The following is a 20,477-nucleotide window of genomic DNA, read 5'->3' as shown; positions in this document are numbered from 1 at the left end:
GGCATCGCGGAATCGCAACGTCCACAATGGTTTTCGGAGACCGAGTTCAGTTGTGTTGTCGACAGCTCGGTATATCGGGGTGGATCACGACGGCGTGTCACGAATACCCACGTGGCACAATCATTATTTGATTGGCCTTCGTTCGGGCGACCATGGCTGATATCCTTTCAGACGAGGAAATCGAGGCACAGCTTCCCGCCGAGTGGGCCCAGGACGGCGACGAAATCGTCCGTACGTACGAGTTCGACGACTACCTTCGGGGCGTCAATTTCGCGCAGATGGTCGGCGAGATCGCTGAATCGCAGTTTCACCATCCGGAGATCGTCATCCGCTACTCCGAGGTCGAGATCCGACTGACCTCCCATGAGGAAGGCGGTATTACGGACGACGACATCGAGATGGCAGAACTGATCGAGTCCGAGCGCAACGCCTGAACTCCTGCGAAAGCTGTTCGTGTCGGACGTGTGCAGTCGGCTGGGGCTCCTCTGGTCTCTCTGTCCCTGTAGCTGTGTCTGTACCGACACCGATACCGGTATCTGAACCCGAACCCGAACCTGAACCTGAACCTGAACCCGGATTCGGGCCCGGACCTGGATGAGCCGCCTGAACAGTTGAGTGGCTCCATCGTCTCTCTAGACACGATGCACGGCCAGTACGTCTTCACGGTTCGCGTTCGACTCGAACCCGCGCAGCCGGCTATCTCGCTCGAACCCGGCAGTGAAACGACGACGGTTACCGTCCGTCGTGTGGCACCCGAACCGGGAACTGGTGGCTGGCGTTTCTTCCGGGACACGCTCTGGCGCGGCGAGGTTGCCGACGAGGCCCATGTCCGACGGCTCGCCGAAGACTGGCTCGATCTGCCCGTCGAATCGGCCTCGTTCAGCGAACTGCAAGTCGATACGGTGTACTTCGACGCCATGAAATCGGCCATCGCGTCCGACCTCGACGCGTTCAACGCTGAGACGGTCTCCGAAGCGCTCTCGAAGTACCTCGGTTCGAGTATCAGAGTGCAGGATGTATAGCCGATCTCGCTGTGGGATTCCGACCTGTCGACTGCCACCGTGACGAATCGACGAGTCAGCAGTCGTTCACGAAATCGGTACACATTTACTCGCCACTCTCGTACGGTTGTGTCCCGATGGTCACCGAGAACGAGTTCGAAGTCGACGCTACCTCCAGTTCCGCTTCCGCTTCTGCGTCCGCATCCGCATCTGCATCCGCTTTCGACGTCGATGACGACGCCTTCGACGCCGATGACGACTACGACTTCTGGCTTCTCGATCTCGACGGCACACTCGTCGACGTCGAGTGGTCGTACACCCGGGGCGTCTTCGACCGGGTCGGCGATCGTCTCGGCCGCGAGTTCAGCGATCAGGAAGCGGATATCCTCTGGAGCGGCCTGACCGGGTCTCGCGACCGACAGCTCCTCGAGTGGGGAGTCGATCCGACGACGTTCTGGGAGGCCTTCCACGCAGAGGAGGACCCGCTGGTCCGTGCCGAACAGACCTATCTTCACGAGGACGCTGCGTTCGTCGCCGAACTCGACGCGCCGGTCGGACTGGTCACGCACTGTCAGGAGTTTCTCTGTGAACCCGTCCTCGACAACGTCGGCATTCGGGATTGGTTCGATGCGCGACTGTGCTGTACCGAACAGACGGGCTGGAAACCGGACCCGCAGCCGGTGCAGCGGGTGATGGACGACCTCGGCGTCGGGGAAAACGGCCACCTGGGCGTGCTCGCGGGCGACGGCGCAAACGACGTGGGCGCGGCCTGGAATGCCGGCCTCGACGCCATTCACGTCGAACGGGTCGGCCACGACCGTCGTGGTCGGTGCGTCCTCGGTGACTACCGCGTCGAGTCGTTCGACGAACTCTTCTAGCCGCTCAGCGCGTGGGCTTAATGACTACGACTGCGATTACGACTATGACTGCAATTCCCACGACAACTACGACGACGATTGTTCGACATGCTGTAACTCCTCGTTGACCAACGTTTCGTACGCACGGCGGAACCGCTCGGAGAGCGCCTGATGGGAAATACCGAGTTCATCTGCTAACTCCTCCATCGAGATCCGCCGCGGAATCTCGAAGTATCCGTACTCGAGTGCCGCCTCCAGCGCCTCGTGTTGTTCGGGCGTCAGTCGCGTCTCGCCGCTTTCCGAGTCGGCAACGTCGGTGATCCGCCGCAGATCGACACTGATCCCCATCTCGTTGAGTCGATCATAGGCCTGCGTCAGCGTCTCTCGATTGTGGAACCGGACTCTGGCCTGCCACCAGCCGTCGGTGCCCCACATCTCGAGGAGTGAGCCCCCGTCGATAAGCAGTTCTTCACACAACTGGTCGGTTCCCGCTCCATCGGCGAACTCGACGTCGAACAGTAGTCTGGAGTCCGATTCGACGAGAAGATCATACTCGATTACGGCTGGATCCACATCGAACGCACCCGTTGCCCGCTCTCGATCGACGCCCGCAACCCAGAGGCAGGGCCGGGTCTTCGAGACCGATGACTCGAGTTCGACGGTGATCTCGGGGGCGTGCTCGAACGCGGTCACGAGGGTCGTCTCAGTGGCTGGAAGCCGAAGCTCGGCTATCGTCGACATCACGCTATGTACAGTACCATCCCCTAAAAATCGCTGTTCAGGCTGCCCTGACTGTCTCGTTTGGGAACGTGCGGACCCAGACCCAGTTACGTGCCCTCGTTCGAGTTCTCCGCAAGCGCCGTCTCGAGTTCACGAACGCTCGCCTTCGCCGTCCGGTCCGGGTTCGCAAACACTCGCACCGACTGCTCGCCGAGCGGAACGAACTCGAGCGAGAGGTGGTCAGCCGTCTCGCGCAGTCCGAGGGCGGCGTCGGCCTCGCCCGCAACGACCGTCCGGGCGGGGCTCTCGTGGGCGCGGAGCCCGATGTCGTATCCGCTGATCGATTCGGCGAGTTCGTGTTGCCTCGCACCGCGGTCATCGGCGAGTTCGGCGAGTGCCTGTTCGAGACTGACCCGAAGGCCGGAATCGCTGGTGCGGTTGACGAACTGGAGGTCGCGGTCGACCAGATCCGAGAGGTCCTCGATTTCGGCGGGGTTTCCGGGTCGGACGACCAGTCCCCACTCGCGGGTCCAGCCGCCGAGTTCAGTTGCGTCGGTGTCGCGCTCGATCGGGCCGGCGGTGACGGCCACGTCCGGAACGCCGTCGCGGAGTCGTCGAAGGCCGGGGCGGGAGCCGACCGGGAGGTAGCGGGGGTTCTCCAGACGATCGAGGAGACGGTTGAGCGTCGGGTCGTCCTCGCCGACGCCGAGGAGCGTTGGCGGGCGAACATCGGGTGAGAACAACCGAACACGGACCGATTCGCCCGCCTCGAGATAGTCCGTTTCGGGGCCGACCTCGACGACGCCGTCGGCCTGGGCGAGGCTGGTAGTTGCGCCGCTGCCTTTGTCGACGGGATAGACGAGGGGGGAATTGTCGCTGTCGTCCACACTTGAGGCTGCGTCGCGGTCGTCTTCCGCGTCGGGACCGCGTTGGACGAGACCCACGGGCATCAGGCGGAGCCGACCCTCCCCGTAGCGTTCCTCGCGACCCATTCGGCCGGTGACGGTCGCGGATTCCGGCTCGGGAACTCCCGCGGCTTCGCGGATCGCGGGTGCGACGAACGTTCGAAAGACCATCATCGCGGAGACGGGGTAGCCGGGGAGGCCGACGTAGGCGGAGTCGGCTAGCCGACCGACGAGCATCGGTTTGCCGGGTTTGACGCTGACACCGTGGAGGAGGAGTTCGCCCTGCTCTTCGATGACCCGGTAGATGACATCGACCGCGCTCGCGCTGGTCGACCCGGAGGAGAGCACGAGATCGCACTCCGCGGCGGCTTCCCGGAGGACGCGCTCCATTTCGTCCTGCTCGTCGCCGGCGTGGGGGTAGAGCACGGCTTCACCACCGGCATCCTCGACGCCGGCGGCGATCGTGTAGCTGTTGACGTCGTAGATCTCGCCGCGGTCGCTGTCGAGTTCGTCGCCGGGTCGGACGAGTTCGTCGCCGGTGGAAACGATGCCGACGCGGGGGTTGCTTCGGACGGGGACTTCGTCGATACCCAGTGCGGAGAGGAGGCCGATGTCCCGCGGCGTGATTCGGGTGCCGGGGCCGAGCGCGCGCTCGCCGGCGGCGACGTCCGCGCCGGCGAACATGACGTTGTCGCCGGGGGCGACGGCGGTGCGGACGAGGACGGTCGTGTTGTCGCCGTCGCTGTCGGTGTCGACGGTGTCGGTTCGTTCGACGGGAACCATCGCGTCCGCGCCGTCGGGCATCACCGCGCCAGTCGAGATTTCGACCGCTTGGCCGGCTTCGAGTTCGACCGCGGGTTCCTCGCCGGCGTGGACCGAGCCGACGACCGCGAGTTCGGCGGGATCGGCCTCGTCAGCGCCGAACGTATCCCGAGCGGTGAGCGCGTAGCCGTCTAGACTCGCTCGGTCGAAGCCCGGTACGTCGAGTTCGGCGTCGAGTCGTGCGACGAGGGTGCGGCCGCGGGCGTCCGTCAGCGGGACGCGTTCGATGCCGCCCTCGAGCGATAGCGAGTCGATGACCTCGCGCGCCTCGGCTGGCGAGGCGAGATCGCGAAACTCCTTGCGGTTCATAGCGGTCCTTCGCGCGCGGACGGTAAAAACGTCGGTCCGTCGGTCCGTCTGCCGATCGCGGTGCTCTTTACGGGTTCGACTCCCAGTTTTCCACTCGCACCGTCTCGCCCGCTGGAATCCCCTCGCGGCCGTCCGGAACGACGACCCAGCCGTCCGCGAGCGCGACGCTCGAGAGCACGCCCGACCCACTGGCCCGCGTTGGCGTCGCGACAACTGCGGGTTCGTTCGCGTCCGAGTCGTCGTCGCGTCGCGACACCTGCACTCGGGCGAACGTTCGCGTTCCAGGTTCGCTCGGGATCTTTCGCTCGAGTCGGGCCGCCGTCGTCGGATGCGGGTCGGGGTCAGTTCCCTCGAACCAGCGCAGCGCTGGCCGGAGGAACTGCACGGCGTTGACGATACAGGCGACGGGATACCCCGGCAGCGCGAGGACGGGCGTGTCCTCGACGATGCCGAGACAGACCGGGTGGCCAGGCTTGAGACCGACGCCGTGGACGAGGACCTCGCCGATGTCGTCGATCACCTCCGGGAGAAGGTCGCGCTCACCGACGGAGGAGCCGCCGGTCGTCACCACGATGTCCTTCGTCAGATCGCGCTCGATGGCGACCCGCAGCGAGTCGGCATCGTCGGTGACGACGTCGCGGTAGGTCGCCCGTCCGCCCCATCTGTCGACCAGCCGCGAGACGGTGAGGCCGTTCGTCTCGATGACCTCTCCCGGCCCCGGATCGCGCTCGACGAGTTCTTCGCCGGTCGGGATCACGCCGACGGTCGGCGGTCGGGCGACGGTGATCTCGCGGCGGCCGACCGACCGCAGGAGGCCGAGGTCCGACGGGCGCAGCCGGTGGCCCGCGTCGTAGAGGTGCTGGTCCGCGTCGACGTCCTCGCCGACCGGCGCGACGTTTTCTCCCTCGGCGACGGCGTCCGTCACCTCGAGTTCGGCCGCCGAGTCGAACTCGTCGACGTGTTCGATCATCACGACGGCGTCGGCACCGTCGGGGAGGGCGCTGCCGGTGTGGACGCGGGCGGCGGTTCCGGGCGTGACGGTCGCGTTCGCGGAAGATCCTTCTCCGTCGTCGTCACCGTCGACAGCGCCGTCAGCGATGCGAAGCAGTTCGGGCGAGCGGTCGCTGGCACCGAAGGTGTCTGCAGCGCGGACGGCGTAGCCGTCCATCGCGGCGCGCTCGTAGTGCGGGACGTTCCGGTCGGCCGTAATGGTCGCAGCGAGCGTTCGGCCGTCGGCGGTCTCGAGGGGGACTCGTTCCGCCCCGGTGAACGGTCTGTCACCGTCGAGGCGCTCCGCGATGGCCTCTCTGAACGTCTCTCGGGCCTCGTCGACCGGGGTCCGGACCTTGAATCCGGCCGTCGTGCGCTCGTGATCGGCTCCGTTCATACCCGAAAGCGGGTTGCGGGACGGGAAAAGCGTAGGGGACGACGCGGTCGTCACGGCTCCGACTCTGTCGATTTCGATCCCGGGTTCGGATCCGGACCGGGGCCCTGGACGCTGCTCGCACGATGACCGCTACCGCGGGCTTTTTCGTATCGGCGTTCGAACCTGTATCTATGCCAGCGCTCCGCGACGCCCTGCGGGACCTCACCGAGGACGTCTTCTTCGATCTGCTCGAGAGCGACGAGGCGTATCTGCTCGTTCTCGACGTGCCGGGAATTACGGCTGATTCACTCGGCTGGACGGTCGAAGACGGTCGTCTCTCGATCACCGGGCAACGCGCGAAAGCCGTTCCGGACGACTATCACTATCTCGAGGAGAACCGCTCGCTGTTCCTCGATGTCGACCTGCCGCTTCCCGACGAGGTCCGTGCGGCCGATGTCGAGGCGAACGCGGTCGTCGAGCGGGGCGTCCTGGAGTTAACGCTTCCCAAAAGCGAACCGGGGAGCGAAGAGACCACGATCGATATTATCGAGACGACGACTGCGGGGGATGAGAACGGAGATACCGCTTCAGAGGGCGACGCAGGGACAACGGCGAATCGGACCAGCGATACTGGCATCGACGCCGACACCGACACTGGCACTGGCATCGATACCAACACTGACACCGACGCCGATGCCGACACCGACATCGACACCAATACCGACACGGATACCGACACCAACTCGAGGTGACCGAGACTGGTCTCCCTCCGTGCGTACAAACGGTTCGTCCTCGTCGCCTGGCAGTTCCTGCCTCTGCTCCTCGCGTATGCACGAGACCGTCACCGATTCCTTCTCTTTGGCCGCTCCCGATCAGTCGCCCCTGAAACACGCCGCCATCGGGCGTCCGTCCTCCTCGAGTCGCTTCTGACGCTCGGGCCAACGTTCATCAAACTCGGCCAGTTGCTCTCGACCCGCCCCGACGTGCTCCCGCCCGAGTACATCGACGAACTCGCTGCGCTGCAGGACGAGGTCCCGCCCGCCGAGTGGGAGCAGGCCCGCGCAGTCATCGAAGCCGAACTCGGGCCCATCGACGAGCAGTTCGACTCCTTCGACACGGCAGCGATAAGCGGTGCGAGCCTCGGGCAGGTCTATCAAGCACAACTGCATTCGGAAACGGTCGACGCCCGCGACGACGACGTTCGCAAGGTCGCAGTCAAGGTCCGTCGCCCCGACATCGAAGAACTGGTCGAAGCCGACCTACGTGTGATCCGCTGGTCACTGCCGCTCATCTTGTTCTTCGTCGACGAATCCCGAGCATTCTCGCTCGAAAACCTCGCCGACGAGTTCTCGAAGACGATCCGCGAGGAGATGGATTACGAGCGCGAGGCCGAAATGCTCGCGGAAATCCGGGGCAACTTCGCCGGCGACGACCGCTACCGGATTCCCGCCGTCATCGAGAGTCACTCCGGGCCGCGAGTGCTGACGATGGAACGCATTCCGGGGACCAAGATCAACGACGTTGCTGAACTCGAGCGGAAGGGAATCGACCGCAGCACGATCGCGGAGAACCTCCAGTGGGCGTACATGCAGATGATCATGGACGACGGCGTCTTTCACGCCGATCCGCACCCGGGCAACCTCGCAGTGACGGACGAGGGACGGATCGTCTTCTACGACTTCGGCATGTCCGGCCGGGTCGATGACTTCGTCCGGGAGAAGATCGTCGAGTTCTACATCGCCGTCGCCAACCAGGATATCGACGGTATTCTCGACGCGCTGATCGAAATCGGCACGCTCTCTCCCGATGCGGATCGCGGCGTGATGGCCGAAGTGATGGAGATCGCGATCCAGGACGCCCGCGGCGAAGATGTCGAACAGTATCGCGTCAACCAGATCGTCGGCCAGATCGAGGACTCGATCTACGTGTTTCCGTTCCGGTTGCCGAAGAACCTCGCGCTCGTCCTTCGAGTCGCGACCGTCGTAGAGGGCGTCTGCGTCACCCTCGATGAGGATTTCGACTTCATCGAAACCGCGACGAACTACCTCACCGAACAGGGGTATCGCGAGGAGACCGCCCGGAAGTACGCCGCCGAAACCGCCGGTCAGATCCGTCGGAGCGGCGAGTCGCTGACTCGAATCGCCCCGAAGTTCGAGCGGACACTCGATCGACTCGACCGGGACGATCTGTACGTTCGCGTCGGTGTCGAGGATTCGGGTAACGTCTTCGATCAACTCGCAAAGCGGTTGGTCTACGGCATGTTGTTGACGATGGCGCTGTTCTCGATGGGCGTCCTCTATGCCCTCGAGGCCCCGTGGGCTGCAGTTATCGCGGCGGTCTTCGCGTTCGTGCTTTCGATCCAACTCTATCGGACGTTCCGCGAGTCGCGGTCCATTCAGGCAAAACCGCAGTTTACCAGGCAGAACCTCCGACAGCGCCAGCGCGAGGACTGACGGCGAGAACGGGACAGGACGGAACGAAACGGGCGAACGTACTTTTTGCTGGCCGTTGAGGCTCATCCCATGGATTTGCAGACAGCGGCCGACCACCTCGCCGATCTCCCGCTCTCGATCGACGACACGACTACCGACAGACTATCGCGGGAGACATCGAGCGAGTTCACCCGCGTCACGACGGAGTTCACGCTCACCGGCGCTGGCGAGTCCGGCGTCGGCGAGGATGTGACCTACGAGGCCGACGACCACCACACGCTCGCCGAGCACGGACTCCCGGATCTGACCGGCGAGTTCACGTTCGGGGAGTTCTCCACATCCCTCGCCGACCTCGATTTGTTTCCGACCGCCCCGGACCGCGAGGTGTTTCGAAACTACCGCCGCTGGGGCCTCGAGAGCGCGGCCCTCGATCTCGCGCTGCGACAGTCCGAGACGACGCTCGCGAGCGAACTCGGTCGGTCGCGCGACCCCGTCCGATTCGTCACCAGCACCCGACTCGGCGAGCCGCCGACGACGGACCGACTCGAGCAACTGCGCGAGCGGGTCCCCGACATCGAGTTCAAACTCGACCCGACGACGACGTGGGATCGAGAACTCGTCACCCGCGTTGGCGAGACGGTCGGTACCGATGCAGTGCAGATTCTCGACCTCAAGGGCCAGTACACGGGCACTGCCGTCGATTCCCCTGCCGATTCGACGCTGTATGAACTCGTCCTCGAGTCGTTTCCCGACGCCGTCATCGAGGACCCGGCGCTGACCGACGAGACGGAATCGCTGTTCGAGGAGTCGGCCGTCCGCGAGCGCGTGTCCTGGGACGCACCGATTCACGGCGTGTCGGATATCGAAGCGCTTCCCTGGGAGCCCGAGTGGTTGAACGTCAAACCGTCCCGGTTCGGATCGGTCGAATCGCTGCTCGAGACGATCGCCTACTGCGAGGAACGCGACATCAGCATGTACGGCGGCGGCCAGTTCGAACTCGGCGTCGGCCGCGGCCACATCCAGTTGCTCGCATCGCTTTGCTACCCGACGACGCCCAACGATGTCGCACCGGGTGCGTACAACGATCCTACCGTCGGAGACGGCCTGCCACCGAGTCCGCTCGAACCGCCCGCCGCTTCCGACGGATTTCGGTGGTGAGCCGGCGTCGCTGGTGAACGCGAACTGGCTCGCAGGTCGAACTGAACGTTCTCCGCGCGTTCTGTCCAGTTTTCACCGATTTGATCTCCGTCAGCCACCCTGATACTGGGGTCTAAGGACACTGGTGACACGTCTCGCACACTCGAGCCGGCATTCCAAACGGTTTATGGCCGTCGGTTGATTACCCCGGGACATGGCGAAACAGCAGCAAGAAGTTCGCGATCTCCAGGAAGGAAGCTACGTAATCATCGACGACGCAGCCTGCAAGATCAACGCCTACTCGACAGCCAAGCCGGGCAAACACGGCAGCGCTAAGGCCCGAATCGAGGCCCAGGGCGTCTTCGACGGCAAGAAGCGCTCGCTCTCCCAGCCGGTCGACGCCAAAATCTGGGTCCCGATCATCGAGCGCAAACAGGGCCAGGTCGTCTCCGTCGACGGCGACGACATGCAAGTCATGGACTTAGAAACGTACGAAACCATCACGATGCGCATGCCCGAGGATGTCGACGCCTCCCCCGACGAGAACATCGAATACCTCGAGATGGAAGACCAGCGAAAGATCATCTAATGTTTCCCGGGGCGACTGACGAACGCGAGAAAGCCGACGCGGCGACCGGCCGTGCGGACGCGAACTTCGTGGTCGTCGGTGCGCCCCTGGACGTATCGACGACCTTTCAGCCGGGGACCCGATTCGGGCCCCAGCGCATTCGGACTTTTGCGGAGCCGTTCGACGACTACGACCACCGGACGGACCAGTACTTTTCCGACCTCGGCGTCGTCGACCACGGCGACGTTCGCGCGTGGGACGACGTTCCGGAGTACCTCGAGTGGCTCGAGGGCGTTCTGCGCGATATCGCCTGGGACGACGCCGTCCCGGTCACGCTCGGCGGCGAACACACGGTCTCGCTGGCCGGCGTCCGCGCCGTCGAACCGAATATCGTCGTCTCGCTCGACGCGCACTTGGACCTGCGCGACGAGTACGACGGCAATCCGCTCTCGCACGCCAGCGTGATGCGCCGGATTCTCGACGGGGACGAGGTCGACTCGGTCGACGAACTGTTCGTCCTCGGGGCTCGCGCCGGGAGCGAGGCCGAGTGGAACCGCGCCGAGGCGGCCGACGTGACCGTCGTTCCGCCCGAGGACGTGGCCGACTGGGACCCCGGCGATCGCTTCGAGGATCGGGACGTGTACCTGAGCGTCGACATCGACGCCGCCGATCCGGGCTACGCGCCCGGAACCGGGACGACGGAGCCGTTCGGACTCGAGCCGCGCGAACTGCGCGACGCGGTGCGCTCGGTTGCGCCGCAGGCGACCGGCTTCGATGTCGTCGAAGTCAACGACCGCGACGACGGCCAGGCGGCCTCGCTCGCCGGAAAGTTGGTGCGCGAGTTCATCTACGAACGCGCGGCCGCCGAGTCTTCCTAACGACGGGCCGTCGGCTCAGAACGGCGCGGAGAGATACGCCTTCGGGACCGCGTTCCGAACCGTGACCAGCGGGTCCACGACCTGGCTGATCTCGAGGTCGCCGACCAGGCTCGCGAACAGGTAGGCGTCAGTCGTGTCGACCTCGTGTTCCGCGGCCAGCAGTTCGATCGCGTCCCGAGTCGCTCGTTCGCAGGCTGCTTCGAGCGTGTCCGCGCTCGCGACCGGTTTCCAGGCCTCGGGAGTTTCGATCAGCGGGCGCTCGAGTTCGATTTCGGGATCCGAGAGCACCGCGACCGTCACGTCGATGGCCGTTCCGATCTCTGCGCCAGTGCCACACATCTCGCCGTCGGCCATCGCGGCCTTGCAGTCGCCCATCGCGAGCATGGCACCCGCCTGAAAGACGGGGAAGTAGACCGAGTTTCCGGCGCACAGATCCGTCGTGTCGAGGTTGCCGCCGTGATTGTGCGGGACGAGCGTTGTGTGCGACTCAGATTCGGTCGCGATGCCGATTGTGCCGATGAGCGGTTCGACTGGAACGTCGGCGTCGATTCCCTCTATGGAGAGCGTGGCGTCGCTCGTTCCCGCTCGCTCTCCGTTTCCGTCTCCGACTCCGACCCCGTCGCTCTCGACGGGCGTGATCCGCGACCGGGGTGCCTCGATTCCCTCGTGGCCGTCGAGTAGCCCGAACCCTTCGATCGAGATTACGCGGCCGCGATCCTCTGTCAGTCGGATGTCGTCGATATCGACCCGGAGCACGTCACCGGGTTCGGCCCCCTCGACTTCGATCGGTCCCGTCGCGGCGTTTACCTCTGCGGGAACCGACTCGATCACGTCCGACTCCGACTGGATCGCGCCGTCCAAACTGTCTCTGGTCTCGACCGTCAGTTGCGCGCCCGACTCGACCGTCGCGATCGGCTCGAGTTCAGGTGTGAACTCGTAGATGGCACCCGTCTCGTGGCTGATCGTTCGCCGTGACATGGGAAGTGATACGAGGCGCTGGTAGTAAATTGGGGTCCCGCGGTCGGCGCGCCGGCGGTGGCGAGCCGGCTGTGACCACAGCTATATGACCCGCGGCGGCGGTAGGCTACTCGCGGGCGTTGTTCGAGCGGACAGCGGATAAGCGAATAGCGGATAACGGACAGCAGGCGAGCGGATGAGCCGACGTGTCGCCGTCGCGGTGTGGCGGCGACTGTAGCGGAACGTGCGGTACCGAGCTGATGTAATCATGAACGTAACCGATGTCCACGACCGCTGGGAATCACGCTCGGGTGCCTATTCACCCGAATACTACGCGTACTACGGTCCGAACGCGACGAGCGAGGCGATTCGCCGAACGCTGGCTCGTTTCGTCGACCCCGATGCCACCGTGCTCGAACTCGGCTGTAGTTCGGGCCGCCACCTTGCACACCTTCACGACCACGGCTACGAGAACCTGTTCGGCATCGATATCAACGAGACCGCTTTCGACGTGATGCAACGCCACTCGCCCGACCTGTTCGCCGCGGGAACGTTCTACTGCTGTCCGATCGAGCGCCTGGCTCGCTCCGTCTCGGACGATCGATTCGACGTGATCTATTCGGTCGAAACGCTTCAGCACGTCCACCCGGACAACGAGTGGGTGTTCGACGAACTCGCTCGAGTGGCCGGCACGACCCTCCTGACGGCTGAGAACGAAGGACAACGTCCCACTCGAGACGAGTCTTCGTCCACCCCCGCCGACTCGTCCGCCAGCGAAATCCGCCACGTCGACGGCGTGCCGCTTTACGTTCGCGACTGGACCCAGGTCTTCACCGACCGCGGACTCCACCCGGCCGAGTGCGAGCAAACCGAACTCGAGCGCCACACGCTCCGCGCGTTTCGTGTCGACGATGCACCGAAGCCACCGGAGTCTGACCGTTAGGTCGGCGGCTTGCCGCTGGCTGTCCACTGCTTGCCGCTCGCCGACTACAGCGCGTTCGATCGCAAGGATACAAGCCGTCGGCGGCGTAACGCGGGAGTATGAGCATGCAACTCTCGACATTCGTCGACCGCCTCGACGAGACGCTCGGAACCGCCGACTACGCCGACCTCGACGCCAGCGCGAACGGCCTGCAGGTCGGCCCTGACGAGGGGACCGTCGAACACGTCGCCTTCGCCGTCGACGGCGTCGAAGAGACCTTCGAGCGGGCGATCGCGGCCGACGCGGACGCGCTGGTCGTCCACCATGGCATCTCCTGGGGCGGCTTCGACCGCGTCACCGGCCGCACCTACGATCGACTCGCCCCGCTGATCGAGCACGACCTCGCGCTGTACGTTTCGCACCTCCCGCTCGACGGCCACCGGGAACTCGGGAACGCCGCGGGTGTCGCCGACGCGCTCGACCTCGAGAATCGAACCCCGTTCGGTGAACTCGGCCCCGAGTTCATCGGCCAGCGCGGCACCGCGTCGGAGCCGTACACGCCCGCGGAGCTGCGCTCGCGACTCGAGAGCGCGCTCGAACCCGACGGCAACCCCGTCCAGCTGCTCGAGTTCGGCCCCGACGAGATCGACGACGTTGCGATCGTCACCGGCAGCGGCACCGACTGGCTGGACGAAGCCGTCGACGCGGGCGCGGACGCGCTCGTGACCGGCGAGGGCAAACAGCAGGTGTATCACGAAGCGCGGGAGGCAGGTATTCACGTCGCGCTGGCGGGCCACTACGCGACCGAGACGTTTGGCGTCCGGGCGATCCAGGAGCGGGTCGAGGGGTGGGAGACTGAACTCGAGACGAGTTACTTCGACGTGCCGACGGGACTATAGCCCGGTAAGGGCTCCTCACGAGTTTCCAGGCTGTGGAATCTCGGTGTAGGCCGTCCTTGACCCGCGATGTGACGGCATACGCCGTGACGAGGCGCTGTAGCGATACCGTACTATTGGCGGTGGGTGGATAGATACCGCTGTCACTGCGCGAGAGGGGTTCTGCGTATTGATCGGCTGCTGCGTGTGATAATCGAACGCCAGGATACTGTTTGCTCTCGTGAACGGTCTGCAGCCTGTCGATAACAATAGGTGATGCGTCGCAATTCACTCGCGTTCTCGGGGCGGCTCCCGGGGAAGAAATCACAGAAATCAATGTCTCAAGAGATACCTTCCAGACGAGAGTGGTTGCGAAGGGTCACCGTTACGTCCGCGGTGATCGGCGGCGTATCGGGAACTGCCGCAGGTATCGTTGCCGGCGGCGATACCGCGGACGATGGCGACGAGACCACCAGCGAAGCCGATACTGCAGACGCTATCTGTGCTCGTGCACTGCCGATTCGGCTGACCCCTGCGTGTGACGATACCGACGAGAAGGCAGACGGGCCGGTCTTCTGCATCACCAACGACAGCGAGCACGCGGTCTCACTCGAGTGGCGCGCCGTGTCGCCACCCGACGAACGGATCGAGTTCATCGACTGCCGGCGGATTCGCGTCTTCGGCGAGTTCGTCGATGTGATCGTCACCGCGACGTTCGTCGGTGCCAGCGATGAAGTCGGAAACGTCATCGAGCCGGTCGGCGCGGTCGACGGCGAGCAGACGATCGACGTGCGTGAACTCGAACAGTTCCCCGATGATGCGATCATCGGCTCTGTCGAGGCGTTCCGGGGGGAACCGGTTGTTCCCGGTGTCGGTGCGCTTACGGCGTCGAATCCGCAGTTCGATGCGTGTCAGGAGGCCGTCTTCGGCGAGGTAGCGGTCGGTGACGAATCGGATGAGCGGGTCGCCGAGAGCGAGAGCGACGAGGAGTCCGGTCCCGATCCGGCGACGCTCGAGACGGTAACGGTCCCGGCGGGTGCGACGACGTGTTTCACCGCCGATGTCGATGCGGCCGACGGTCCGGTCGCAGTGCAACTGTTTCGAGAGGGCGCGATGATCGCCGACCGATCGAGCGCCACCGCCAACTCGTGTCCGCTTCCAGTTCGTATCGGACGCGCTGATCCCGTGACGATGCCGACTCGCCTGTTACAGTCGACACTGGGTGCGTGTGATCGCAGCCGTGAGCGATGCGACGAGTAGCCGTCCCTCGATCGTCGTCTTCGGGATAACTCTCGCGATGCGCTCTCACCGCACGATCGTCGCTTCACTGCTTCACTGAGTGGATACCTGTCTTCTTCGGGCTCTGGCTGCCCGTCTCTGATTCCACACGAGCGGTGCGGTCTGGATTGCCGTCGTCCCGGCGCTGTCAGTAGGTCTCGTAGGTCGCCGAACCCACCTCGACTCGAACGAGCGTGTTCTCGTCGTAGGCATCCGGTCTCGCGCTGTACTTCTCGTTAATTTGTCGTCTCGCCGCTACCGTTTCGGCGTCGTCCTCGATAATCGTTGCCGTCCCGAGCAGCGTCACCATCCAGCGCGTTCGGCCCTCGTCGTCCGCCTGCACCGACAGCGACACGCGCGGATTCGTCCGGATATTCTCCAGTTTTCGGCCCGTCGTCACGAGTTCAACGATGTCGTCTTCGTACCGATACCAGACGGGGGCGACGTGCGGGCGTCCCTCGACACAGGTCCCGAGATGGGCCATGAGCGGTTCGCTCTCGAGACGGTCCGCGACTTCTGGGGGGACAGTGGACACGATTCCGTGACCGACGAGGACGGCCAAAAGCGGTTCCCTGGCGGGTCCATGCCCGTACCCGAGACACAGTCGCTGACGCGCCACCCGGGCGAAGACGAACGCGCAGTTATACTGTCTGACAGGTGTCAATACGAAGTTGATCGCGAATTCGAGATCAATCTTCACGTAGTTCTGTCCGACAGTACTAGGACCGCAGTCGTTGCGCGTCCAATCGAACGTAGTGCCAGAGCGTTCCCGTCAACCCCGACTCGGCGATCCGCCGACCCGAACTCGCGACCAGCACGTCCGGGGCGTAGGCCGTCGGATACCGGCGTGCGAGCCGGCGACTGAACGCCGTATCCTCGTTTGGGACGGTCGGAAAGCCGCCGATATCCTCGAAGGCCCGCCGATGGACGAAGCAGTTGAATCCCGGCAATACGGGCCGCTCGAGTCGCGGAAACACGTGGTTGATCGTCGCCTCCATCACCTTCGCCCGCCACGGCCCCGTCATCCGACAGCGCGAACTCGCGGCTGCCAACCCGTTCGCCTCGACGAAGCCGCACATCTCCGTCAGATAGTCCGCCCGGACCCAGCGTATCCGCATCGATAAACGCGAGCCACTCGCCGCTGGCGCGTTTCGCCCCGATATTGCGCGCCGTCGCGATACTCCCCTAGTCCTCTTCGACGATCGTTGATCCGTACTCCCGTGCGATTGCGCGCGTCTCGTCCTCCGAGTTCCCGTCGACGACGATAATCTCGAACTCGAGTGCGGTGTCGAGCGCGGCGAGACTCGAGAGCGTGCCACGGATGAACTCGGCCTCGTTTCGCGCCGGAACGATAATGCTCACGGCAACACCGGATGACTCACCGGCAGTGCTATCGGTGTTGTCGGCAGCCAGTTCACTCGAGATGTCGATCATGTCTTGCTCTCGGTTCGCATGCGCTCGCATCCGGTATTCGCCTCGGTATCCTCGCTCTCGTCCACGTACTGCGCTCGGTCATCTGCCGTGAGTTTAGTCGTGACGATTGTGACTCTTGCCCATACATCATTAACATTTATCATGGTTGGACGTAACGGTCTGCGTACAGATGTCACGTGTACGTGTAGCCGGCCTTCACGCATCTCGTTCCGCCCGCTTCGACCGCCGAACTCTCTCGCCGAACCGAATCACACACTCCACCCATCCCGACCGATATGAGCACACGACATCCACAGCCGACTGATCCAACACCGACCGCGTCCGATACTCGATCCGATACTCAACCACCCACTCAGGCCGACTCGACCACTCGCTCACAATCGACCACCGCAAGTGAGCCGTCGACTACCGAGACCAAACCGCCGTCCCGCGCACCCGCAACCTTCTCCGCCACTCACACCGACCGCCTTCGAAACCTCATCGACGAGTGGAACACCGCCTTCGCCGATGCCCACACCGACCGCGACTGAACTCGATCCAAACCGTCTTGGTCGTCTCCCTCTTACGATCGTCCGGCCGATGACGATACACCTGCTCCGAGCCGGACTCGGCACCCGGTAACGACGAGCCCTATGAGTGCCGAGGCCCAACTACTACCGGAACTGTGATTCCACGGGCAGCGCTCGTACATGCGCGACAATTACCGAACGAACGCACCGAACACGCTCTCCTCCACTTTTCGGAGATGCTCGCCCGCAGTTGACGTCGCAATTCCGACGACGTCCGCCACATCGTCGAGCGTGGACTGCCGAGGCGCACTGTAGTACCCTATCTCGACCGCTACTTCGAGCACTTCCCGTTGGCGCGTCGTTAATTGTCTCGTGAGCGCCGCTTCGTCCGGGTTGTAGTCGCCCGTTTCGACGACATCGAACGCGATAGCCGTCTCCTCGACGGAGCCGCGAAACAACTCTCGAAACGCAGCGTCGCTTCCCAGATACGTTATTCGGAGCGAACCGTCGGCGGTGAAGTAGATGGGCGTCTCGATGACGACGTTCGACTCGTGTTGACGTTCCAGCAGACATCGAGTCGCGTCCGTCGGTTCGAACTGACTGACGGCCATCCACCGATCCACCCCGGAGACGAAATAATCAACGACATGGGGGGAGTCCCGCATTATATCCTCGTATCGGTCCCGATCACCGCTCCCCTCGGCGAATAACAGTACCGTGTCGTCGGCGAGATGTTCGACGTGGTGAATCGCCTCCCGCTCGATCTCTGACGCGTTCGAGAGTGTCTCTCCGAGCGGGTGGAACGAACCGCTCTCGGCGGGGTGAACGAGAACCGTGAGATATCGCATACGTACGAGAAGATACCCGGCGTGCTTTAAACCGGCGTAGATAGCCGGCAGCCGAAATTCGACGGCTCGATGCGAACCGACAGATATGGAACGAAACCAACTCGTCGGACGCCGCGAACACCTCCGTAGCGACGAAATGACCAGCAGTTCGTGCCGGAAGCGCCAATGACGACAGAGAGGCCCGACATCGCTATCGTCGGAGGGGGGATCTGTGGACTGACCACGGCGCTCGCGCTCGAACGGCGGGGATGGGCATCGACCGTATACGAGGCTGCGTCCGAGTTCCGTCCAATCGGCGCCGGAATCCTGCTACAGACAAACGCGTTGCTCATTTTGGACCGCCTCGGAATCGCCGACCGTGTCCGAGAGGCAGGCGTTCCCCTCGAAGACAGTTCGATTCGGTCCGCGAACGGACGAGTGTTGACGCGATTCGATCTGGACCGCGTCGAACGGGCCGACTTCGGCTACGGCTTCGTGGCGATACACCGCGCCGAACTGCAGCGGATACTCCTCGAAGAACTCGACGCCGAAGTCAGAACCGGAATGGCGTGCAAAGCGGTGACTGACACGGAAACGCCGGCCGTTCGATTTACCGATGGCACGCACATAGAGCCGGACATCCTCATCGGGACGGACGGCATCGACTCCGTCGTCCGGGACGCCGTCGCGCCGAACGTCGAACCACGAGTGCTGGACAGTATCGCCTATCGGGCCATCGCAACGGTAGATTTACCCGAGCAGCACCGAACTCGAGGGATCGAGGTGTGGGGCGAGGGGGCCTACACCGGTGGTGCACCCATCGACGCAGATCGGTTCTACTGGTTCGCTACGGTGTCGGAGTCCGCGGTGGAGTGGCAAACCGACTCGCAGCCGACGAAAGCGATGCTACGCGAACTGTTTTCGGCGTTCCCCGCTCCGATCCCCGCTGTCGTCGAGTCGATTGATACTGATACCGTGTTCAGTACCGGTTTGGCGGATGTCCCGTCACTCGAACGGTGGCATCACGGGTCAGTCATCATTGCCGGCGACGCGGCCCACGGAATGTTACCGTTCGCCGGGCAAGGTGCGGCACAGGCCATCGAAGACGCGCTCACGCTGGCCCACGAAATCACCACGCGCGGAACGTCGACGGCGGCCTTCGAGGCCTTCGAGGCCAAGCGAAAACGCAGGGCCGATCGGATTCGAGCCGAGTCCCACCGTCTCGGGGCCCTGAGTACGATTCAATCGCGAGTCGGAACTCGAATACGAAATCTCGCGGTTAGAGCGCTTCCAGACGCAACTTTTCGGCGTGCCCGTCGACGACGAGCATTGCACACGTCACTTCCGGAGACTACTGACTCCGACCAGCACTTCGATATCCGGTAATAGATGCCTGTTCGAGCACCGAGATCTTCGATTTCTCTACGCATCACTTTCCTGGGAGGCTAAAATATCGATCCTGGATTTCTTCTTCGGCGATTACCAGGTAGCCGGTAGATTTCAGTACGGAATATACATTACACAACCGAATAATTCCTAGCTAATGTATCTCTACACACCGGATGAAATCGATAGAGAACGAGCTCACCACCAAGCGGTAATCCAAGGTGCAGACGAGTTAGACGTCAAGCGTATCGGAAATCTCGGTGAACTCGCATTCGAGCAGTTCTGTCGTGAGTATCTCCCTGTCGAAATGTGGGAATGGGAAAATGAAGCGGCGATCCGGCGCTGTAATTCTGAGAGTTTCTCCGGCCACGATTTCGATGTCTTCGGATACAGGATCGACGTGAAAACCTCGAGAGACGTTTCTGCGTTCCGGCCGGCAAAGATCCTCGAAAACGACCCAGATGATGACATTATTGTGATGGTTTGGCATCGCGATAACGAGGATGCACTCATCCTTCTTGGATGGGAACGAACTGAAACACTCAAATCGAAAGTCAGAACGCAGGGAGCGTATTCTGGTGAAAAACCCGAAAAACTCGCTCACCTCGCTGCTCGTCCGATGAACGAATTACAGGATTTAGGGCCAAATACGGCTCATATGAACCAAAAGCCGCAGAACCCATTTACGCCTGGTGATCGCGTAGTAAAAGCGGAAGATAACGATCCATCAGTCGCGGTAGTCGTGGAGGTACTCCCACCGGAACAAGATATCAACCTCTACGGCCAGACGATGGATGGTGAGGCGGTCTGCGTCGCATTTCCGAATAGTCTCGATGACGGGCCAGGGAACTGGCGGGAGATCCATCCTGCAAAGTTGGCATCCTACTGTGACGATCAAAATATCAAGCTCTACACCTACAAACACACGAATCTCAAATATCCCGATAATCCGTTCACTCCGGGCGACTACGTCATCAAACCGGATTACGACGATCCGGATCTGGCAGTCGTTCTTCAGGTTGCAGACACTGGGGATGACGATCGAAATCTTACCATCGCATTTTGCAAACACCTCGAGAAAGAGTTCGGCGAGCAGATGGATATTTCGCCGGCAGATCTCCATTCACGCTGTGATGAAGCGGAAATCAAATCCTACTCCTATGACCACGGCGACCTCTCTTTCAAACACCAATATTAATCCCATTGCCCCCTCCCGGTGGAACTGACGGTGGACGGTTGTACGAACGATCCTCAAACGCGTACTGAGAGATCGGTACTGCTTTGGGTTCGTGGA

At 63.1% G+C, this 20,477-nt stretch carries 20 protein-coding genes and 1 pseudogene; 14 read left to right on the top strand and 7 right to left on the bottom strand.

Features of this window, described 5'->3' with window-relative positions; all coding sequences use genetic code 11:
* Nucleotides 1–152: 152 nt before the first annotated feature.
* The 3 genes from C484_RS05635 to C484_RS05625 all read left to right on the top strand — a co-directional run bounded on the left by C484_RS05635 (nt 153) and on the right by C484_RS05625 (nt 1,879).
* A complete protein-coding gene (locus C484_RS05635) occupies nt 153–434 on the top strand; it encodes a 4a-hydroxytetrahydrobiopterin dehydratase (protein ID WP_006665832.1) in 282 nt (93 codons plus the stop codon).
* Nucleotides 435–641: 207 nt separating this feature from the next.
* Nucleotides 642–1,022 carry an LWR-salt protein gene (lwrS, locus tag C484_RS05630; protein ID WP_006824981.1) on the top strand — a complete coding sequence of 127 codons (381 nt, stop codon included), beginning with the start codon at nt 642–644 and terminating at the stop codon, nt 1,020–1,022.
* Nucleotides 1,023–1,138: 116 nt separating this feature from the next.
* Nucleotides 1,139–1,879 carry an HAD family hydrolase gene (locus C484_RS05625; RefSeq protein WP_049915059.1) on the top strand — a complete coding sequence of 247 codons (741 nt, stop codon included), beginning with the start codon at nt 1,139–1,141 and terminating at the stop codon, nt 1,877–1,879.
* 66 nt (nt 1,880–1,945) lie between these two features.
* On the opposite strand, the gene C484_RS05620 is transcribed toward C484_RS05625, so the two are convergent.
* The 3 genes from C484_RS05620 to C484_RS05610 all read right to left on the bottom strand — a co-directional run bounded on the left by C484_RS05620 (nt 1,946) and on the right by C484_RS05610 (nt 6,001).
* Complete coding sequence (locus tag C484_RS05620) at nt 1,946–2,599, bottom strand: helix-turn-helix domain-containing protein (RefSeq protein ID WP_006824979.1); 654 nt, start codon at nt 2,597–2,599, stop codon at nt 1,946–1,948.
* 86 nt (nt 2,600–2,685) lie between these two features.
* On the bottom strand, nt 2,686–4,614 hold the full coding sequence (locus C484_RS05615; RefSeq protein ID WP_006824978.1) for a molybdopterin biosynthesis protein: 1,929 nt from the start codon (nt 4,612–4,614) through the stop codon (nt 2,686–2,688).
* Between the two features lie 67 nt (nt 4,615–4,681).
* Nucleotides 4,682–6,001: a molybdopterin molybdotransferase MoeA gene (locus C484_RS05610; protein WP_006824977.1), complete on the bottom strand. Its 1,320-nt coding sequence runs from the start codon at nt 5,999–6,001 to the stop codon at nt 4,682–4,684.
* Between the two features lie 170 nt (nt 6,002–6,171).
* Between C484_RS05610 and C484_RS05605 the strand changes: the two genes are divergently transcribed.
* The 5 genes from C484_RS05605 to speB all read left to right on the top strand — a co-directional run bounded on the left by C484_RS05605 (nt 6,172) and on the right by speB (nt 10,995).
* Entirely contained in the window at nt 6,172–6,732 is a 561-nt protein-coding gene (locus tag C484_RS05605; RefSeq protein ID WP_006824976.1) for an Hsp20/alpha crystallin family protein, read from the top strand.
* 63 nt (nt 6,733–6,795) lie between these two features.
* Nucleotides 6,796–8,433, top strand: coding sequence for an ABC1 kinase family protein (locus C484_RS05600; protein WP_049915052.1), 1,638 nt, complete (start codon nt 6,796–6,798; stop codon nt 8,431–8,433).
* Between the two features lie 69 nt (nt 8,434–8,502).
* Entirely contained in the window at nt 8,503–9,570 is a 1,068-nt protein-coding gene (locus C484_RS05595; RefSeq protein ID WP_006824974.1) for a hypothetical protein, read from the top strand.
* Between the two features lie 193 nt (nt 9,571–9,763).
* The gene (locus C484_RS05590; protein ID WP_006824973.1) at nt 9,764–10,138 is read left to right on the top strand and encodes a translation initiation factor IF-5A; all 375 of its coding nucleotides are present in this window, start codon (nt 9,764–9,766) and stop codon (nt 10,136–10,138) included.
* Nucleotides 10,138–10,995 carry an agmatinase gene (gene speB, locus C484_RS05585; RefSeq protein ID WP_006824972.1) on the top strand — a complete coding sequence of 286 codons (858 nt, stop codon included), beginning with the start codon at nt 10,138–10,140 and terminating at the stop codon, nt 10,993–10,995. Before C484_RS05590 ends, speB begins: the two co-directional genes overlap by 1 nt.
* A gap of 15 nt (nt 10,996–11,010) precedes the next feature.
* Here the strand turns inward: speB and C484_RS05580 are convergent, their stop codons facing one another.
* A complete protein-coding gene (locus C484_RS05580; protein WP_006824971.1) occupies nt 11,011–11,973 on the bottom strand; it encodes an acetamidase/formamidase family protein in 963 nt (320 codons plus the stop codon).
* A 247-nt stretch (nt 11,974–12,220) separates the two neighbouring features.
* Here C484_RS05580 and C484_RS05575 point away from each other — a divergent pair, with 247 nt between their 5' ends.
* The 3 genes from C484_RS05575 to C484_RS05565 all read left to right on the top strand — a co-directional run bounded on the left by C484_RS05575 (nt 12,221) and on the right by C484_RS05565 (nt 15,009).
* Nucleotides 12,221–12,895, top strand: coding sequence for a class I SAM-dependent methyltransferase (locus C484_RS05575; protein ID WP_006824970.1), 675 nt, complete (start codon nt 12,221–12,223; stop codon nt 12,893–12,895).
* Between the two features lie 104 nt (nt 12,896–12,999).
* On the top strand, nt 13,000–13,773 hold the full coding sequence (locus tag C484_RS05570; protein WP_006824969.1) for a Nif3-like dinuclear metal center hexameric protein: 774 nt from the start codon (nt 13,000–13,002) through the stop codon (nt 13,771–13,773).
* Between the two features lie 345 nt (nt 13,774–14,118).
* Nucleotides 14,119–15,009: a hypothetical protein gene (locus tag C484_RS05565; protein ID WP_239640925.1), complete on the top strand. Its 891-nt coding sequence runs from the start codon at nt 14,119–14,121 to the stop codon at nt 15,007–15,009.
* A 166-nt stretch (nt 15,010–15,175) separates the two neighbouring features.
* Here C484_RS05565 and C484_RS05560 read toward each other — a convergent pair whose 3' ends face one another.
* Together C484_RS05560 and C484_RS05555 are read right to left on the bottom strand one after the other, a co-directional pair.
* Nucleotides 15,176–15,589, bottom strand: coding sequence for a pyridoxamine 5'-phosphate oxidase family protein (locus tag C484_RS05560; protein ID WP_006824967.1), 414 nt, complete (start codon nt 15,587–15,589; stop codon nt 15,176–15,178).
* A 157-nt stretch (nt 15,590–15,746) separates the two neighbouring features.
* A pseudogene (locus tag C484_RS05555) lies at nt 15,747–16,461 on the bottom strand (glycosyltransferase).
* 275 nt (nt 16,462–16,736) lie between these two features.
* Between C484_RS05555 and C484_RS05550 the strand changes: the two are divergent.
* Nucleotides 16,737–16,991 (top strand): hypothetical protein, encoded by a 255-nt coding sequence (locus C484_RS05550; RefSeq protein ID WP_006824966.1) that lies wholly within the window; start codon nt 16,737–16,739, stop codon nt 16,989–16,991.
* A 170-nt stretch (nt 16,992–17,161) separates the two neighbouring features.
* Here the strand turns inward: C484_RS05550 and C484_RS05545 are convergent, their stop codons facing one another.
* On the bottom strand, nt 17,162–17,818 hold the full coding sequence (locus C484_RS05545; RefSeq protein WP_006824965.1) for a helix-turn-helix domain-containing protein: 657 nt from the start codon (nt 17,816–17,818) through the stop codon (nt 17,162–17,164).
* A 165-nt stretch (nt 17,819–17,983) separates the two neighbouring features.
* Between C484_RS05545 and C484_RS05540 the strand changes: the two genes are divergently transcribed.
* Both C484_RS05540 and C484_RS05535 read left to right on the top strand, forming a co-directional pair.
* On the top strand, nt 17,984–19,183 hold the full coding sequence (locus C484_RS05540) for an FAD-dependent oxidoreductase (protein ID WP_006824964.1): 1,200 nt from the start codon (nt 17,984–17,986) through the stop codon (nt 19,181–19,183).
* A 157-nt stretch (nt 19,184–19,340) separates the two neighbouring features.
* Nucleotides 19,341–20,381: a hypothetical protein gene (locus C484_RS05535; protein ID WP_006824963.1), complete on the top strand. Its 1,041-nt coding sequence runs from the start codon at nt 19,341–19,343 to the stop codon at nt 20,379–20,381.
* Nucleotides 20,382–20,477 lie beyond the last annotated feature (96 nt).

Source organism: Natrialba taiwanensis DSM 12281 (assembly GCF_000337595.1).
In the GTDB taxonomy this organism is placed as follows: domain Archaea; phylum Halobacteriota; class Halobacteria; order Halobacteriales; family Natrialbaceae; genus Natrialba; species Natrialba taiwanensis.
This window is presented reverse-complemented; position numbering and strand designations above follow the sequence as displayed.

Excerpts from the sequence above, each read along its gene's own strand:
- C484_RS05635 (WP_006665832.1), top strand. The coding sequence starts at position 153 with ATGGCTGATATCCTTTCAGACGAGGAAATCGAGGCACAGCTTCCCGCC.
- lwrS (WP_006824981.1), top strand. The coding sequence starts at position 642 with ATGCACGGCCAGTACGTCTTCACGGTTCGCGTTCGACTCGAACCCGCG.
- C484_RS05625 (WP_049915059.1), top strand. The coding sequence starts at position 1,139 with ATGGTCACCGAGAACGAGTTCGAAGTCGACGCTACCTCCAGTTCCGCT.
- C484_RS05620 (WP_006824979.1), bottom strand. The coding sequence starts at position 2,599 with ATGTCGACGATAGCCGAGCTTCGGCTTCCAGCCACTGAGACGACCCTC.
- C484_RS05615 (WP_006824978.1), bottom strand. The coding sequence starts at position 4,614 with ATGAACCGCAAGGAGTTTCGCGATCTCGCCTCGCCAGCCGAGGCGCGC.
- C484_RS05610 (WP_006824977.1), bottom strand. The coding sequence starts at position 6,001 with ATGAACGGAGCCGATCACGAGCGCACGACGGCCGGATTCAAGGTCCGG.
- C484_RS05605 (WP_006824976.1), top strand. The coding sequence starts at position 6,172 with ATGCCAGCGCTCCGCGACGCCCTGCGGGACCTCACCGAGGACGTCTTC.
- C484_RS05595 (WP_006824974.1), top strand. The coding sequence starts at position 8,503 with ATGGATTTGCAGACAGCGGCCGACCACCTCGCCGATCTCCCGCTCTCG.
- C484_RS05590 (WP_006824973.1), top strand. The coding sequence starts at position 9,764 with ATGGCGAAACAGCAGCAAGAAGTTCGCGATCTCCAGGAAGGAAGCTAC.
- speB (WP_006824972.1), top strand. The coding sequence starts at position 10,138 with ATGTTTCCCGGGGCGACTGACGAACGCGAGAAAGCCGACGCGGCGACC.
- C484_RS05580 (WP_006824971.1), bottom strand. The coding sequence starts at position 11,973 with ATGTCACGGCGAACGATCAGCCACGAGACGGGTGCCATCTACGAGTTC.
- C484_RS05575 (WP_006824970.1), top strand. The coding sequence starts at position 12,221 with ATGAACGTAACCGATGTCCACGACCGCTGGGAATCACGCTCGGGTGCC.
- C484_RS05570 (WP_006824969.1), top strand. The coding sequence starts at position 13,000 with ATGCAACTCTCGACATTCGTCGACCGCCTCGACGAGACGCTCGGAACC.
- C484_RS05550 (WP_006824966.1), top strand. The coding sequence starts at position 16,737 with ATGAGCACACGACATCCACAGCCGACTGATCCAACACCGACCGCGTCC.
- C484_RS05545 (WP_006824965.1), bottom strand. The coding sequence starts at position 17,818 with ATGCGATATCTCACGGTTCTCGTTCACCCCGCCGAGAGCGGTTCGTTC.
- C484_RS05540 (WP_006824964.1), top strand. The coding sequence starts at position 17,984 with ATGACGACAGAGAGGCCCGACATCGCTATCGTCGGAGGGGGGATCTGT.
- C484_RS05535 (WP_006824963.1), top strand. The coding sequence starts at position 19,341 with ATGTATCTCTACACACCGGATGAAATCGATAGAGAACGAGCTCACCAC.